Raw genomic sequence first — 14778 nt, forward strand, 5'->3', positions numbered from 1 at the left:
CAATAGATGTGAGAACGACAGGTAATGACGGAACGATTCAACACAGGAGAGACGCAGGAAAGTCTCCGTCGGGACTACAATCCTGATGGATCGGTGCTCCGCAGAGCGCAAATGCGGCTGCTCGATATGCTGATTTATTTGCAGGACGTGAGCAAACAAATTGGCGTGGCGTGCCGAATCGACGGTGGAAATGTACTTGGTGCCTTGCGCCACGGCGGTTTTATACCGTGGGATGACGATATAGACGTCGTCGTAAGTTATACTGATTATAAGAAGCTCTGCCGCTACCTGATTGCCCATCCGCACCCGCAGTATGTGTTGCAAACCAATAAGACCGACCCTGGATTTTATAAAGAGTGGGCTTGTCTGCGCGACTTGAAGAGCGAAAACCGCAGTCACGACAATGCTGACAGCCGCGACCGGCGCACCCACGAGGCGCAAAAATATCGCGGACTGCATATCGACATCTTCCCCTATGAGGGCTATATGATTCCGTGGTTGCAGCATTTGGCAGCCAAACTTTCAGTCAATCTCAACCTGCGTTGTGCCGGTGTGCATCCCCATCTGGCGCAGATAGGGTATAATCTGTTGCATTATCTCGTGTTTCCTGCATTCAGACGGGTAGGTCGTTTGTTTGGAAATCCGGAGCTATATATGCACTCTTATGGTGCGTGGTTTTATGAACAGAATCCCAAACGGATGATGATTCCGCATCGGGACATCGTTTTCGAGGGGCACGTTTTTGAAGGGCCGGCCGATCCCGAAGGGCTTTGCCGCATTGCATACGGCAATTTTTGGGAGCTGCCTCCGCGTGACCGGCGCGATCGACACAAAATAGATATCGTCTTCTTAGATTGAAATGGAAAAGAAAAAGACTATGAACATCGCCGTGATTTTTGCCGGAGGATCGGGTTTAAGGATGCATACGAAGTCGCGTCCGAAACAGTTTCTCGACCTGAATGGTAAACCAATCATCATTTATACACTTGAAATCTTCGACAATCATCCCGCTATCGATGCCATCGTTGTGGCCTGTATCGAGAGCTGGATACCGTTTTTGGAGAAAATGTTACGCAAGTTCGAGATTACGAAAGTGGTCAAAATCGTACCCGGAGGACCGTCGGGGCAAGACTCGATCTATAACGGTCTGTGTGCTGCTGAGGCTTATGCGCAAGGCCGGGAGGCTACGGTGCTGATCCACGACGGCGTTCGTCCGCTAATCAATGAAGCCACGATCACCGACAATATTAATAAGGTAGCGGCGTGTGGAACGTGTATCACGTGCGTACCTGCTACCGAATCGCTTATTGTGAAACAGTCGGACGGTTTGTTGGAGATTCCTTCGCGTGCTGATTCTTTCATTGCCCGAGCCCCGCAAAGCTTTCGTCTTGCAGACATTCTAACAGCTCATCGCCGTGCGATTGCCGATCAGCGACACGACTTTATAGACTCTTGTACGATGATGAGTCATTATGGTTACAAGCTCGAAACCATCATCGGACCGATGGAAAACATCAAGATTACCACGCCGACAGACTTCTTTGTGTTGCGCGCTATGGTGAAAGTGCACGAGGATCAACAGATATTTGGACTCTGATATGAATAGAATCTTACAGGAAGACATTGCTCATTTCGCCACAGATTTTTCCCTTTGGGAATACCTGCGAGGCCGACGCATCATCATCACAGGGGCTACCGGTCTGTTGGGTTCGTGCCTGGTGCGATGCCTTTTGGCGCTGAACGAGCAATATTCGTTGGCTTTGCAGGTGGTGAGTGTGGTCCGGAGTCGGACCAAAGCATATCGGATGTTCGGTGAAGAAACGGCTGCTCATCGCGTAATCGTGCACGACTTCGCGTCGGGTGAGCCTTTCCTGCCCGGCAAAGAGGCCGATTTCCTGATTCATCTGGCTGCTCCCACGGCTTCAAAAGACTTTATAGAACACCCCGCAGAGACGCTCACGACGGTGGTAGACAGCACGAAATCGGTGCTCGAATACGCCCGACAGCATCGCTTGCAATCATTGGTTTATGTCTCGACATTGGAAGTTTACGGCACGATCGACGACGATTCACGCGCAATTGATGAACAAATGCAGGGCTATCTCAATCCGATGGATACCCGAAGCAGCTATCCGATGGGCAAAAGAGCTGCCGAATGCTTGTGCTATGCCTATTTTTCGGAATACGAAACACCCGTGAAAACGACTCGATTGGCACAAACTTTCGGCGCGGGTGTGCATCAAACAGATGGTCGGGTATTTGCACATTTCGCTCGAAGCATCATCAACAACGAAGACATTGTGCTGCATACGCGTGGCGAGTTGTGCAGAAGCTATTGTTATACGATGGATGCTGTGAGCGGGATACTGTATGTTTTGCTGTGTGGAAAAGACGGCGAAGCGTATAATATAGCCAACGAACGCACCTATATCTCTATCCGTGTAATGGCCGAAGAGGTGCTTCGCGTATTCCGTCCGATGCGGAAAGTGGTGCTAAATTTGCAAGAAGGACTGGGTTATTCGCCCACAACCAAACTGCGACTCGACACAACCAAGATCCGATCCATCGGTTGGCAACCACGCTACGAACTACGAGAGATGTTCTCGCGATTAATAGAATCTTTACGAGAAGACGGTTATGGGCAAGATATTCAGGCGCATTCGTGATTCCGTTTTCCGTGTTTTCGAGCGGCGAGATCTCACCCCTTGGGAGCAGATTCCACGTGAGCATCCGCCCATTTACGGCGTTTATCATATTTTGATGGGCGCAGGTTGGCAAGCGTTGGCAGCCCGCCAGTTCGACAATCTGCGGCAAAGCGGACTCTTAGCTGCCACCGACAGGCTCTTTATCAGTTGTATTACGCAGCACGAAGAAGATGTAGTGGCATTGCGCGAGATGGTCGGCTGCGAGCGAGTAGAAGTGATTTCGTATACAAACGACCCTTGCCGGTACGAGTATCCGGCATTGGCGTTCATTCAATCGCTATGCAAACGCGAGACGTGTTTAGTCTATTATTTTCACTCCAAGGGTATAACCTATCAGTCGGTAACGGCCGACGACCGTGCGTTTCAGTCGTTTGTGCACAAAATCTGGTCGTGGCGCGAGATGCTGGAACACTTTATTTTCTTCAAGTGGAACGTAGCAGTGAATGCTCTTTGCAATGGTTTCGACACGTATGGTTGCTATCGTTGGCCCCCGAAAGATTATCGAATGTACTCCGGGAGCTTCTGGTGGGCACGCTCTTCGTATGTTCGTCAGCTGCCCGAATTCAATCCATCGGTTATCCGACAGAATCGTTTCTACTCCGAAGTGTGGCTCTTTGAGCGTGTGCACAACGCGTTTTCGGCTTTCGATACGGTTGCGGATCTCTACTTTGTAGATATTCCCCGCTCAATTTATGATGACGGAAAGCCACGCCGATGGGATGTAATCCGATTCGTGGTAGCGTATAATTGGCGTAAGATTCAGAAGCATTTGCTGCACTATAATTATAAGGTGAGGTGTCAAAAGCGGTTTCAACAACTCAAAAAATAAGGCTATGGACATCGTACTAATCTTCAACGGACTGGGCAATCAGATGTCGCAATATGCCTTTTATTTGGCTAAACGGCAGCGCAATAACCACACTGTTTATTGTGTTTTGGGGCCGCGGACACAATATTCATTAGACAAACTCTTCGACATTCCATATCGTCACAATGCCGTCTTGGTTCTACTTTATCGGGCATTAGATAAAGCACATTTCTCCAATCATCGTTGGTTGCGACGCCTTTTGCGGCCTACGCTCCGATTGTTAGGCGTGAAAATGATTGTCGAACCGCTCTCGCGCGACTTCGACATGCGGCATTTCACCCATCAAAAAGGTATCGTTTTCTATCGCGGGGGATGGCATTCAGAACTGAATTTTACAGCTGTTGCCGATGCGGTGAAACGTCGATTTCGGTTTCCGGAGATACAAGACGCTGCGGTGTTGGCGGTGATCGACCGAATTAAAAGCTGTCAGAGTGTGTCACTCCATCTTCGTCGTGGCGACTATCTGGGGCTCAGTGAGTTTCAGGGCGTATGCACAGAGGCTTATTATGAGCACGCCATCGCCTATTTTGAAAGCCAAATCGAGAGCCCCGAATACTTCGTCTTCTCAGACGATCCGACGTATGCCCGTGAGCAATTCGGCGCTGATCCCAATTTTCATATTATCGATTTGAACCACGGTGAAGATGCTTGGTGTGACTTGTTGATGATGACGCAATGCAGATATAATATCATTGCCAATAGCACTTTCAGCTGGTGGGGAGCGTGGTTGAACGACAATCCCTCAAAGATTGTTGTCCACCCACGCTATCATCTCAATGGAGTTGAGACGCGGGATTTCTATCCTCGTAATTGGATCTGCATCGAATAGTTTTATAAATCATCCTCCAATGCCGTGCTTTTGGCATACGCCGTGCTTTTGGCTTCAAAAAAATCGGTCTTCACCATATTTGCATTTGAGTATTGAGAGACCCATTTCATATGCTCGGGTTCTTTGATATTATCTTCAAAAAGATAGCCGAATCCGAGGCTGTGCCAGCGCAGATTGCCTAAATATCGAATATAATCGTTCACCATCCGGCTGTTGAGTCCCTGCACATCATCACCGATTACGTATTGGCCCCACGCTATTTCCTGTGCCACTCCTTCGCGCATCATCTCTTCATAAACCCTCACTTTCTCGGGCGTAAACATTTCCGGCTCTTCCTTTTTCAGCTCTTGAATGATGTTACGGAATAGCCATAGATGCGTGTTTTCATCCCGATTGATGTACCGGATCTCTTGAGCCGAGCCCGACATCTTGCCGTTTCGGCTCAGATTATAGAAGAACATAAAACCGCTGTAAAAGTAAATCCCTTCAAGAATGAAGTTTGCAATGCAAGTCTTCATCAGCGAATACTTGTCTCGATGCTCCTGAAACTCATTGTAACAGTTGCCGATAAAGGTGTTACGACGCAGCAAATGCTCATCTGTTTTCCACTGATAGAGGATGTCGTTGCGCTCTTCCGGGCTGCAAATCGAGTCTAACATATAGCTGTAACTTTGGCTGTGTACACACTCTTGAAAGGCTTGAATATGCAGACAAAGGTTCACTTCGTTAGCCGTTATGTATTCACTCAGGGTCGGGAGATTGTTGGATTGTAGCGAATCGAGGAACACCAAGAAGCTCAGAATCTTGTCGTAAGCAGTTCGTTCGGCCTTATCGAGTCGTGGATAATCCTTTGTGTCCTGCGTGAGATTAATCTCTTCGGGAATCCAAAAGTTGTTCATCGCCTGCCGATACCAGTCGCTTGCCCACTGGTAACGCATATTATTGAAATCGTTCAGATTGGTTGTGTTGCCTCCGATCATTCTGCGCAGCCGCAGATCCGTATCGCCCTCAGGATTGAAAAGGGCATTTCTTTTCAGTTGATTATTCATTTTCAATTCTCATTTTTACATTACCGATTTATGAAGCACAGCTTTCGCATTCCTCCACTTCCAATGACTTACTGCGTACATAATACACGGTCTTCACACCGCTGTGCCACGCTGACAGGTAGAGATCAAGTACTTGACGCATCGTGTAGTCGTTGGTGATATAAAGGTTGACACTCTGTGCCTGGTCGATATGCCGTTGGCGGACTCCCGCGGCACGCATACTCCATCGCTGATCGATGAGATAAGCGCCCTTATAAGCCCAGTATGTGTGGTCGGAAAGTCCCGGAGCAACGCGTGGAAGCATTGCTCCTTTCTTCTCTTCAAGGAAGAATCGCTTCATAACGGGGTCTATTCCGGCTGTGGTTCCGGCTATAATACTCGTGCTGCTCGTAGGAGCCACGGCCAGAAGGTAGGCATTTCGCATTCCCTGTTGACTGACTTTGGCGGCCAGTCGCTGCCAGTCGTCCGACGTGTAGCCGCGTTTTACAAAATAACGGCCTGTTTGCCAGTCGCTGCCGACGAAATATTGATAGGCGCCTTTCTCTTTGGCGAGATCCGAACTGGCCTCGATGGCGGCGCGATTGATACGTTCGAACACATCGTCTACGAATGATATGTGTTGCTCGCTCTCCCATTTGATACCCCGAAGAGCCAAAGCGTGGTGATAACCGCTTACCCCGAGACCGATGCTTCGATAGCGCTGGTTGGTAATCTGAGCATAAGGAACGGGATAAAAGTTGAGGTCAATGACATTATCGAGTGCCCGGACGACAGTCGAAACGGAGTCTTTTAATTTCTCGTCATCTTCTAACGGAAGATGACCCAACGACAGACTGGCTAAGTTGCAGACCACAAAATCGCCCGGACGAACGGTTTTTACGACTACCGTTTCGCCCTCTTCCGTATGTATCTCATTGGAAATCTCCTCGATAGGCGCCATATTCTGTGCAATCTCCGTACACAGATTAGAGCAGTAGATGATGCCCCGATGCGCATTGGGATTGGCCCGGTTCACGATGTCTCGATTGAAAGTGAACGGCGTTCCGGTCTCGACGGCCGACCGAAGAACCAATCGTACGATGTCTTTCACGGTCATTACGCGCCGTGAAAGACGCCTATCGGCCACACATTCCAAGTACTTTTGCTCCCATTCTTCGCCGTAAAAGTCTTCTAAACAATAACCTTTCACCGACATAATTTCATTGGGGCAGAACATCGACCAAGGCTGATCGAGATTCTCTTCGGCCATCTTCCAAAACAGGTCGGGATAGCAGACGGCGGGAAAAATATCGTGTGCTTTCATCCGATCGTCACCGTTATTGGTGCGCAATTGCAGAAATTCGGGCAGATCTTTGTGCCAAACATCGAGATAAACGGCCACGGCTCCCTGTCGCATACCAAGCTGATCGACGGCCACGGCAGTGTCATTGACCAACTTCATCCATCTGATTACGCCTCCTGCCGCACCTTTAAAACCGCGGATTTTACCGCCGGCGGCACGCACTTTACCGAAATACAGCCCCATTCCGCCGCCGAATTTGCTCACTTGCGAGAAGTTATCGATACTCCGATAGATGCCTTCGAGACTGTCAGGAACAGTATCTATGAAGCAACTCGACAGCTGATGAAAAGGTTTGCGGGCATTGGCCAGCGTGGGAGTAGCCATCGTTACCTCGAGTTTGCTCAGCATATCGTAGAACTTCTGTACCCATTTCATCCGGTTGTTCGACTCGTTCATTGCCAGGTGCAGGGCGATTCCGAGATACATTTCTTGTACGGTTTCGATGGGTTTGTGCGTATATGAGCGTATCAGATACCGTTTGACGAGCAGGTCTAAACCCGAATAGTTGAGCAAGTGATTGCGTTGGGGAACGAGAAATGCGGCTGCTTCGTCGATTTCTTCCTGCGAGTAAGCATCGAGAATGTAACTCCCGTAGAGCCGTTCGTTTGTCAGATAGCGCAGCTTCTCATATAAACCGTAAATCCCTTCGGCTTTTTCAAATGCGTGCACTTCCCTTTCGTGTCCAAACGAAAGCAATCGGGCGGCAATAAACTCCCAATGAGGCGCCTCTTGTGTCGTCATTTCCACGGCTGCTTTAATCAGTGCCGCGAGTTTGTCTCCGTGGCTCATCCCGGCTTTGTTGAAGCCGATAAACTTCTCGTGTAACGCTAAAATACTGTATTCGTTACCTTGAAAGTCGGTGGCAATAGCCTTCAATACGGGTACGATCTGCTCGTCTCCGATCTCGGCAGCAATGCCGTTGAGTGCCCGTCGCTGCTCCGTTCGGCGTGCGCGGAACAAGATGTAGCTTTTGGCTTCGTTATAAAAGCCGTTCTCCATCAGGCATTGTTCCACTTCGTCCTGAATGCTCTCTACATTCCGTTTATCCTGATCGGCATTGATGATAGCCTCGACTGTGGTCACCATTTCGTAGATTTTGGTGTCGTCGACGGCTTTACCCGTACCGGCAAAGCTCTTTCTGATGGCCACGGCAATTTTCTCTTTGTCGTACGATTCGACCGCGCCCGTCCGCTTGGTTATTTCCATTGAGATGTATATATATAATAATGTGTAATGTGTTTCCGTGCGAAGCTCACAACGAACTTCCGCAAATGAATTTCTCTGCAAAGGTAGTTATTTTAACGGGAAGGGCGTAATAATTTTGTAACTTTTACAAATTCGGCGGATAAAAAACATTCTGTCATTCGAGCGATTGCGGTGTAGCGATCTTTCAAACGGCACCATTGGTTCCAGAGAAATCATTCATCTGTTTTACGGATTTTTGCAGTTTGTCTCTATCTTTCTATCTTGTTGATATTCAATAAGATATAATTATCCCTACGATAAGTGGTTAAATGCCGTGCAACTAATGGTTAAACACACGCCGATTAACCGTTTATCAAACGCCGATTAACGGTAAATCGCGCGGCGCTTAACGGCTTTTCAGGAACAGGCTTATAAAAAGTTGTGAAACAAAGAGTTACGAAGTATCGTTAAAAACAATAGATTTTGGGATAATACTTTTGCCTTTTCATAGTTTTTTTATAAATTTGCAGTCGAATCAAAAATTACTGGAGAATAATGAAACTGTATAGGATAATCTCATTGACAGCCTTTTGCTGTCTGCTTACTTCCTGCTTTAAAGATGAGCCGTTGAATGCAGAGTGCGACATTGAAGAGGTTTCCGTCCACGCGGCTAAGCCGTCTGAGACATTCTTTTATTTGTCAGACACACTGCGATCGGTACTGTCTACCGAGAAGAATATCATCTTTAACGTGCGCCGAAAGGCTGAAATCGGTTCTTATGCATTGACTTTCAAACTTACACCGGGGGCTGTCATCACGCCCGCTAACGGTTCGGTGCAAGACTTCTCGCACGGAAATGTTACCTATACCGTGACTTCCGAAAACGGCGAATGGCATCGAACATATACCATTGGGTTCCGTCCCACGGTGCGAACGGTCAACGATACCGTTCAATATAACTTCGAGAACTATTATCTCCAGCCCAAATACAAGAAGTTTTATATGTGGCATAACGAGATAGCTCCCGGTTCTTGGGGCGATGACTGGGCAACGGGCAATCCGGGATTTATGCTGGCTGCTTATTCGGATCCGCCTGAAAACTATCCTACTGTGCCTGAAAAGAACGGCTATGATGGGGCTGCCGTGCGCCTGACCACACGCAGTACGGGTACATTAGGAGCTGCATTCGGAAAGCCAATTGCCGCTGGAAACTTTTATTTAGGCTATTTCAACGCTTCCGAATCGTTGACGGCTCCGTTGAAAACAACCCGCTTCGGTATTCCGTTTGACAAGCAACCGATGAAGATTACGGGCTATTACAAATACAAACCGGGTCAGAACTTTACCGGAAAAGATAATAAAACCATTGAGGGAAGGACCGATAAAGCTTCTATTTACGGCGTTTTCTATCGCAATCACAATGATAAAGGCGAAGTTATTTACCTCTATGGCAACGACGTTAAGACCCATTCTGCCATTATCGGATTGGCTGATCTGAAAGACATTAAGCCCGTAACGGAGTGGACTCCGTTTGAAATCGAGTTTAAATATACGTCCGAAGTGGACTATGATTTACTCAAAAATGCCGGCTATAACTTTACACTCGTCTTCTCGTCGAGTAAAGATGGAGATAAGTTCGAGGGTGCTGTGGGTAGCGAATTGATAATAGACAAAGTAAGAGTAATCTGTAAACAGGAGAACAAAAATGACCGTTAAGAAGATATTTGCAGCATTGCTGATCGGTGTATCGGCACTCACGACACAAGCTAACGGGCTTATTGATGATGCGGTATTCAACGTCCGATTGGGTTATTCGCTTGGAGGAATGGCTCCGGTGGGCCTTCCTAACACCATCCGAAGCCTCGACAGCTATCATTTGCGGCCCAATTTCGTGCTTGGATTAGATATGAACAATGCTATCGACAGTCATTGGGGATGGGCTACCGGTATACGAATCGAGCGCAAAGGAATGTATATCGATGCCACGGTTAAGAACTATCATATGGCTATCGAACGCGGAGGTCAGGCCTTGGAAGGTTATTATACGGGGCACGAAGTGACCGAAGCGAAGCAGATGTTGATTACAGTGCCCGTGCAGGCAACCTATAATCTCTGTCAGAATTTGAGCTTACGATTAGGGCCGTACATATCGTTCGTGATGTCGAAGCAGTTTGACGGTTATGTCTATGACGGTTATCTGCGGGTTAATGAACCTACGGGCGACAAAGTGGTAATGGGAAATACCATTGCCGATCGCGGCAGTTATGACTTCTCCGATCGTATGCGCAGTCTGCAATACGGCATTGATTTCGGCATAGATTGGTGCTTTTACCATCAGGTCGGAGCTTTTGCCGAACTCTCGTGGGGGCTTAACAGTATTCACCACAGCGACTTCAAGACCATCGAACAGAAGCTCTATCCCATCTACGGAACTATCGGTTTGACTTACAGAATCAAGTAATTGTCGGCCGACCTGCATCGAGCCATTATACGTAAAAGCATCTGATGGTTTCCCGATCAGATGCTTTTGCTTTTTCAATAACGGTCATTTATGGGTCTTCCGATGCCTTTTCGGCATACTTCAAGATGTCGTCGGGGTGGCAAAATTTATTCAACAAAGAGATATGGAGATAATAATCAAACACGACAAAGTTCTTAAACGGATGTCGGCAGATATTGAAGGGCATACCGCTTATGTAGAATATGACTTGCACGACGGGGTACTCGATATTCTGCATACATACGTTCCGAAACCTTTGGAAGGTCGAGGAATAGCCTCAAAGCTCGTTCGTGCAGCTTACGATTACGCCCGAAAGCAAGGTCTCGAACCTACGGGCACGTGCTCGTATGCTGTAGCTTGGTTAGAGAAACATCCTGAATACGGAGGGTAGTCGTATACAAATAAAGAGCAAGAAAGCTCCTTTATTTTTAGATATTGCATTCTATCGGAATCTCTTTATTATTTCTCTTCTTTCCGAAAAGCATCTGAGTGCTTTGCAACTAACCGTTAATCACCTTGCGATTAACGGTTAAACGGCGTGCGTTTAATAGTTAATTACAAGGCAATTAACTATTAAACGGAACTGTCTTTATATCTTGTTGATATACTGATAAATACCGAGTCCGAATTGGTCGGTTGCGACCTGTTATTTGGGTTATCATCGCGCGGTTTTCATCCGATGGTCTCTTTCATTTCAATCGTAGCATTACACCTTATTATATTATATGGAATCGGATAGCTATCGATAGCAAACGACAGAATAAACGTTAAAAAAGAAAGGAATAAGCAGTCATTTAATAAAATATTTTATATAAACACTTGGTTTATATCTAATTTTTATCTAATTTTGCATTCGATAGATTAAGATTACTATTTGGCCTATTACTTAACAGCTGATGACCTTCAAGGCCAATCTAAAAACTAAAAAACTTAGAAACTAAAAACTTAAAGATTAACTAAACTAAACATCAACTATATGAAAAGATTCTGTTTATTCTTTATCGGTTTGCTCGTAACGACCGCGTTGATGGCCCAAAATGGGGTGGTAAGCGGCGTTGTGTCGGATGCAGATTCGGGCGAACCCTTGGTAGGAGCCACCGTCATTGAGGTGGGAACCAATAATGGAACGGTTACCGATGTGGATGGGAAATATATCCTGAAGCTGACCAAACAGACCGCTCAGTTGCGTTTCTCATATCTCGGTTACGCTGATCTCACCGCGCACGCAAAGGTCGGTGCGACACTGAATTTAATCTTGAAGCCTCTGGCTCACGAGCTGAGCGAGACTGTGGTGATCGGTTATAGCGGAACGATTATCCGCTCGAAGCTCACCAACTCCATCTCCAAAGTGAAGAACGAAGCGCTTACCACGGGTATGTTTTCAAATCCCGCGCAGGCACTGAGTGGTACGGTTGCCGGCTTACGAGTGGTTCAAAACTCGGGCGATCCTAATGCTTCGCCCACCATTGTGCTGCGAGGTGGTACCGATTACAATGGTTCGGGCACGCCGTTGATTGTGGTCGACGGTATGATTCGCGGCAGTATGAACGACATCAATCCCAATGACATCGAGTCGATGGAAGTGATGAAAGATGCTGGAGCTACTGCTATCTATGGCTCGCGAGCCAATAATGGCGTGATACTCATCACGACCAAAAAAGGAAAGAACGGCGAAGGGAAGATCAATTTCAGCTCAAAGCTGTCGTGGAACTACTTTAACAATCCTTACAAATTCTGTGATGCGCGCGACTATCTCTATTATATGAGGCGCTCGATTCAATATGCTAATCAGCGGGGTACAACCACTTTGAAGAGTCTGAGCGGTAATTCTCCTTATGGAACAGGCAATGATTATAATGCTGACGGTAACAAGAGTTCGGCCGGATTGTGGGGAGTCTACCTCAAAGAAAACCTCAGTCAGGATCTTTATAACAAGCTCTTGAATGAGGGTTGGCAAACGATGACCGACCCGGTAACGGGTAAAGAACTCGTGTTTACCAACAATCGTATGGAGGATTTCAATATCAATACGCCGAGTTTTTCACAAGATTACAACCTGAGTTACAGCGGCGGAAACGACCGTGGACACTATTACGCAGGTTTGGGATACAATAACAGCGAGGGAAATGCTATCAACAACTATAACCGAAGACTATCGGCCATCCTCAATGTAGATTACAAAATCAAGCCGTGGATGACTTCGTTATCCAACTTCAACTTCTCAACGGCCAAGTATCGCGGTATCTCTCCCTTTACGGAAGTGGCCAACTACTTCTCTCGTAACTTCTCTTATCCACCCACATTCCGTGCTTATAATAATGCGGGTGAGCTGCTTTTGGGTAAGAACTCGAGCGATGGCAACCAGAAATTCTTGGCTAATGCGTGGGACAATGACTACAATCGGCAGAAGTTTACGTTCTCACAAGATTTCCGATTTACACTGATCAAGGATCTGACTGTTGATTTCAAGGGCGACTGGTTTTATGAGTACTCTACCAAAGAATCGTTCTTTCACACGTATCTTAAAGGTCCGGGACAATACAATACAGAGCATAAATCGTCGGCACAACACGGTAGACAGCTTACGCAAACATACAACATCCTGTTGAATTACAGTAAAACGCTGGGCAAACACAGTCTTTCGGCCTTAGCAGGATGGGAATATTTCCATCAGAAATATCTCTCAATGAGTGCCAGCGGATATAATCCGAACAACAATTACTTTAAAGATCTCCAATACACTATTACTGATGAAGGAGCCCGGAATATTGATTCGGAACACTTGAAGTTCATTACCGAGTCTTATTTCGCACGTTTCAACTATGACTATGAGGATAAATACCTGGCCAGTTTCACTATCCGTCGCGACGGTATCTCAAAGCTCAGCAAGGACAATCGATGGGGAACCTTCCCGGGATTGTCGCTCGGTTGGGTCTTCACGAAGGAAGACTTTATGAAGAATTTGCCGTGGCTGAGCTTCGGAAAAGTACGTGCTTCGTTCGGACGTAATGGTAATGTGAACAAGGATTGGGTAGGAAACTACACCATTCAAGGTTCTTACGGGCAGAGCATTTACAACGGAAAACAAGCATTTACGCTCAATTCGATTCCCAATTTCTATCTAACGTGGGAGACATCACGTACCTTTGAGCTTGGACTTGACTTCGGATTCCTCAAAAACAAGATACAGGCTAACTTCACTTGGTATGATCGTCGCACGTCGAATAAGTACGCCAACATCACTATCCCGGCGTCTTCGGGCTGGACAAGTTACACATCCAACAACGGAACTTTACAAAACCGAGGCGTCGAATTAGAGCTGAACTATCATGTGTTGAGTACCCCTGACTGGAAGGTTAACCTCGGTTTCAACATCGCCAGCAATGTAAACAAGATTTTGAAGTTGCCTGCCAATGGTCGTGAAAAGAATCGACAGGGCGGTTTCGAGGTATATACCGGCAACGGAAAAGAGAAGAAATGGGTCGGCGGTTTAGCCGAAGGAGAGCGTCCCGGAGACCTTTGGCTTTTCCAAGCAAAGGGTATTTACAGGTCGAAAGACGAGATTCCGGACAACTTAGTGGATAAAAGCTCTGCCAATAATTCCAGCTCTTACAAGACACTTTACGGTCCGAAAGCCTACGAAAGAGAAGGAAAAGCCAAGGGAGGATTGGCTATACAGCCCGGTGATGTTAAATGGAAAGACGTCAATGGAGACGGAGTCATCGACAATTACGACCTTGTGAAAGTGGGAAATACCACTCCCAAGTGGACGGGCGGCTTCAATCTATCGGCCTCTTGGAAAGGAATCACCCTCTCGGCACGCCTTGATTTCGCCCTCGATTTCAAGACTTACGACTACCGAACACCGTGGCTTATGGGCAATATGCAGGGTACTTACAACACGCTTACCAACGTAAAGGACACTTGGTCGCCTGAAAACCCCAATGCAAAGTATCCTACTTATATTTGGGCTGACCAAAACAATGCGCGCAATTACGACCGTTACAGCACGATGTTCTGCTACAATGGCGACTATCTTTCATTCAGAGAGATTACTCTTTCGTATGATTTGCCCAGATCATTGCTTGTTCCTTTGCATATCGAAGCTGTGCGTTTGTCCGTCACCGGACAGAATCTGGGCTATCTGTGCGAGGCTCCTTACGTCTACTCTCCAGAGGTTTCAAAGACCAACGGAGGCTATCCGCTGCCCCGAATGCTGGTTCTTGGTCTGAACGTTACATTCTGATCGCACCCGCAGAAATCATTCAATGAAATGAATCATCAATCAAATGAGATATAC

11 protein-coding genes are annotated in these 14778 nt (G+C 47.0%); 9 read left to right on the plus strand and 2 right to left on the minus strand.

Translation table 11 applies throughout. The annotated features are described in order from the left end of the window. The first annotated feature begins 24 nt into the window (after positions 1-24). From RWY97_RS07125 to RWY97_RS07145, 5 genes are read left to right on the plus strand one after another with little or no spacing between them, the layout of a single operon-like run. Complete coding sequence (locus RWY97_RS07125; protein WP_273175856.1) at positions 25-858, plus strand: LicD family protein; 834 nt, start codon at positions 25-27, stop codon at positions 856-858. Positions 859-877: 19 nt separating this feature from the next. Next, positions 878-1597, plus strand: coding sequence for an IspD/TarI family cytidylyltransferase (locus RWY97_RS07130; RefSeq protein WP_039876578.1), 720 nt, complete (start codon positions 878-880; stop codon positions 1595-1597). A gap of 1 nt (position 1598) precedes the next feature. Beyond that, the gene (locus RWY97_RS07135; protein WP_315566340.1) at positions 1599-2666 is read left to right on the plus strand and encodes an NAD-dependent epimerase/dehydratase family protein; all 1068 of its coding nucleotides are present in this window, start codon (positions 1599-1601) and stop codon (positions 2664-2666) included. After that, positions 2638-3534 (plus strand): hypothetical protein, encoded by an 897-nt coding sequence (locus tag RWY97_RS07140; RefSeq protein WP_024991472.1) that lies wholly within the window; start codon positions 2638-2640, stop codon positions 3532-3534. The genes RWY97_RS07135 and RWY97_RS07140 overlap by 29 nt, the downstream gene beginning before the upstream one ends. Positions 3535-3538: 4 nt before the next feature. Beyond that, a complete protein-coding gene (locus tag RWY97_RS07145) occupies positions 3539-4402 on the plus strand; it encodes an alpha-1,2-fucosyltransferase (protein WP_315566343.1) in 864 nt (287 codons plus the stop codon). Positions 4403-4404: 2 nt separating this feature from the next. Here the strand turns inward: RWY97_RS07145 and RWY97_RS07150 are convergent, their stop codons facing one another. Next, positions 4405-5451 (minus strand): ribonucleotide-diphosphate reductase subunit beta, encoded by a 1047-nt coding sequence (locus RWY97_RS07150; protein WP_024991474.1) that lies wholly within the window; start codon positions 5449-5451, stop codon positions 4405-4407. A 28-nt stretch (positions 5452-5479) separates the two neighbouring features. Then, complete coding sequence (locus RWY97_RS07155) at positions 5480-7999, minus strand: ribonucleoside-diphosphate reductase subunit alpha (RefSeq protein WP_315566345.1); 2520 nt, start codon at positions 7997-7999, stop codon at positions 5480-5482. Between the two features lie 534 nt (positions 8000-8533). Here RWY97_RS07155 and RWY97_RS07160 point away from each other — a divergent pair. The 4 genes from RWY97_RS07160 to RWY97_RS07175 all read left to right on the plus strand — a co-directional run bounded on the left by RWY97_RS07160 (position 8534) and on the right by RWY97_RS07175 (position 14724). Beyond that, the gene (locus RWY97_RS07160) at positions 8534-9694 is read left to right on the plus strand and encodes a PCMD domain-containing protein (protein ID WP_021584103.1); all 1161 of its coding nucleotides are present in this window, start codon (positions 8534-8536) and stop codon (positions 9692-9694) included. Next, positions 9684-10439 carry a porin family protein gene (locus tag RWY97_RS07165; RefSeq protein ID WP_315566347.1) on the plus strand — a complete coding sequence of 252 codons (756 nt, stop codon included), beginning with the start codon at positions 9684-9686 and terminating at the stop codon, positions 10437-10439. The genes RWY97_RS07160 and RWY97_RS07165 overlap by 11 nt, the downstream gene beginning before the upstream one ends. Before the next feature lie 115 nt (positions 10440-10554). Further along, positions 10555-10869: a GNAT family N-acetyltransferase gene (locus RWY97_RS07170; RefSeq protein WP_390883277.1), complete on the plus strand. Its 315-nt coding sequence runs from the start codon at positions 10555-10557 to the stop codon at positions 10867-10869. 585 nt (positions 10870-11454) lie between these two features. Beyond that, a complete protein-coding gene (locus tag RWY97_RS07175) occupies positions 11455-14724 on the plus strand; it encodes a SusC/RagA family TonB-linked outer membrane protein (protein ID WP_315566348.1) in 3270 nt (1089 codons plus the stop codon). The last annotated feature ends 54 nt before the right edge of the window (positions 14725-14778 follow it).

The organism is Hoylesella pleuritidis (assembly GCF_963541955.1).
Classification (GTDB): Bacteria; Bacteroidota; Bacteroidia; order Bacteroidales; family Bacteroidaceae; genus Prevotella; species Prevotella pleuritidis.

Coding starts and splice junctions, on each gene's coding strand:
- RWY97_RS07150 (WP_024991474.1), bottom strand. CDS start 5,451: ATGAATAATCAACTGAAAAGAAATGCCCTTTTCAATCCTGAGGGCGAT.
- RWY97_RS07145 (WP_315566343.1), top strand. CDS start 3,539: ATGGACATCGTACTAATCTTCAACGGACTGGGCAATCAGATGTCGCAA.
- RWY97_RS07130 (WP_039876578.1), top strand. CDS start 878: ATGAACATCGCCGTGATTTTTGCCGGAGGATCGGGTTTAAGGATGCAT.
- RWY97_RS07160 (WP_021584103.1), top strand. CDS start 8,534: ATGAAACTGTATAGGATAATCTCATTGACAGCCTTTTGCTGTCTGCTT.
- RWY97_RS07140 (WP_024991472.1), top strand. CDS start 2,638: ATGGGCAAGATATTCAGGCGCATTCGTGATTCCGTTTTCCGTGTTTTC.
- RWY97_RS07155 (WP_315566345.1), bottom strand. CDS start 7,999: ATGGAAATAACCAAGCGGACGGGCGCGGTCGAATCGTACGACAAAGAG.
- RWY97_RS07135 (WP_315566340.1), top strand. CDS start 1,599: ATGAATAGAATCTTACAGGAAGACATTGCTCATTTCGCCACAGATTTT.
- RWY97_RS07175 (WP_315566348.1), top strand. CDS start 11,455: ATGAAAAGATTCTGTTTATTCTTTATCGGTTTGCTCGTAACGACCGCG.
- RWY97_RS07125 (WP_273175856.1), top strand. CDS start 25: ATGACGGAACGATTCAACACAGGAGAGACGCAGGAAAGTCTCCGTCGG.
- RWY97_RS07165 (WP_315566347.1), top strand. CDS start 9,684: ATGACCGTTAAGAAGATATTTGCAGCATTGCTGATCGGTGTATCGGCA.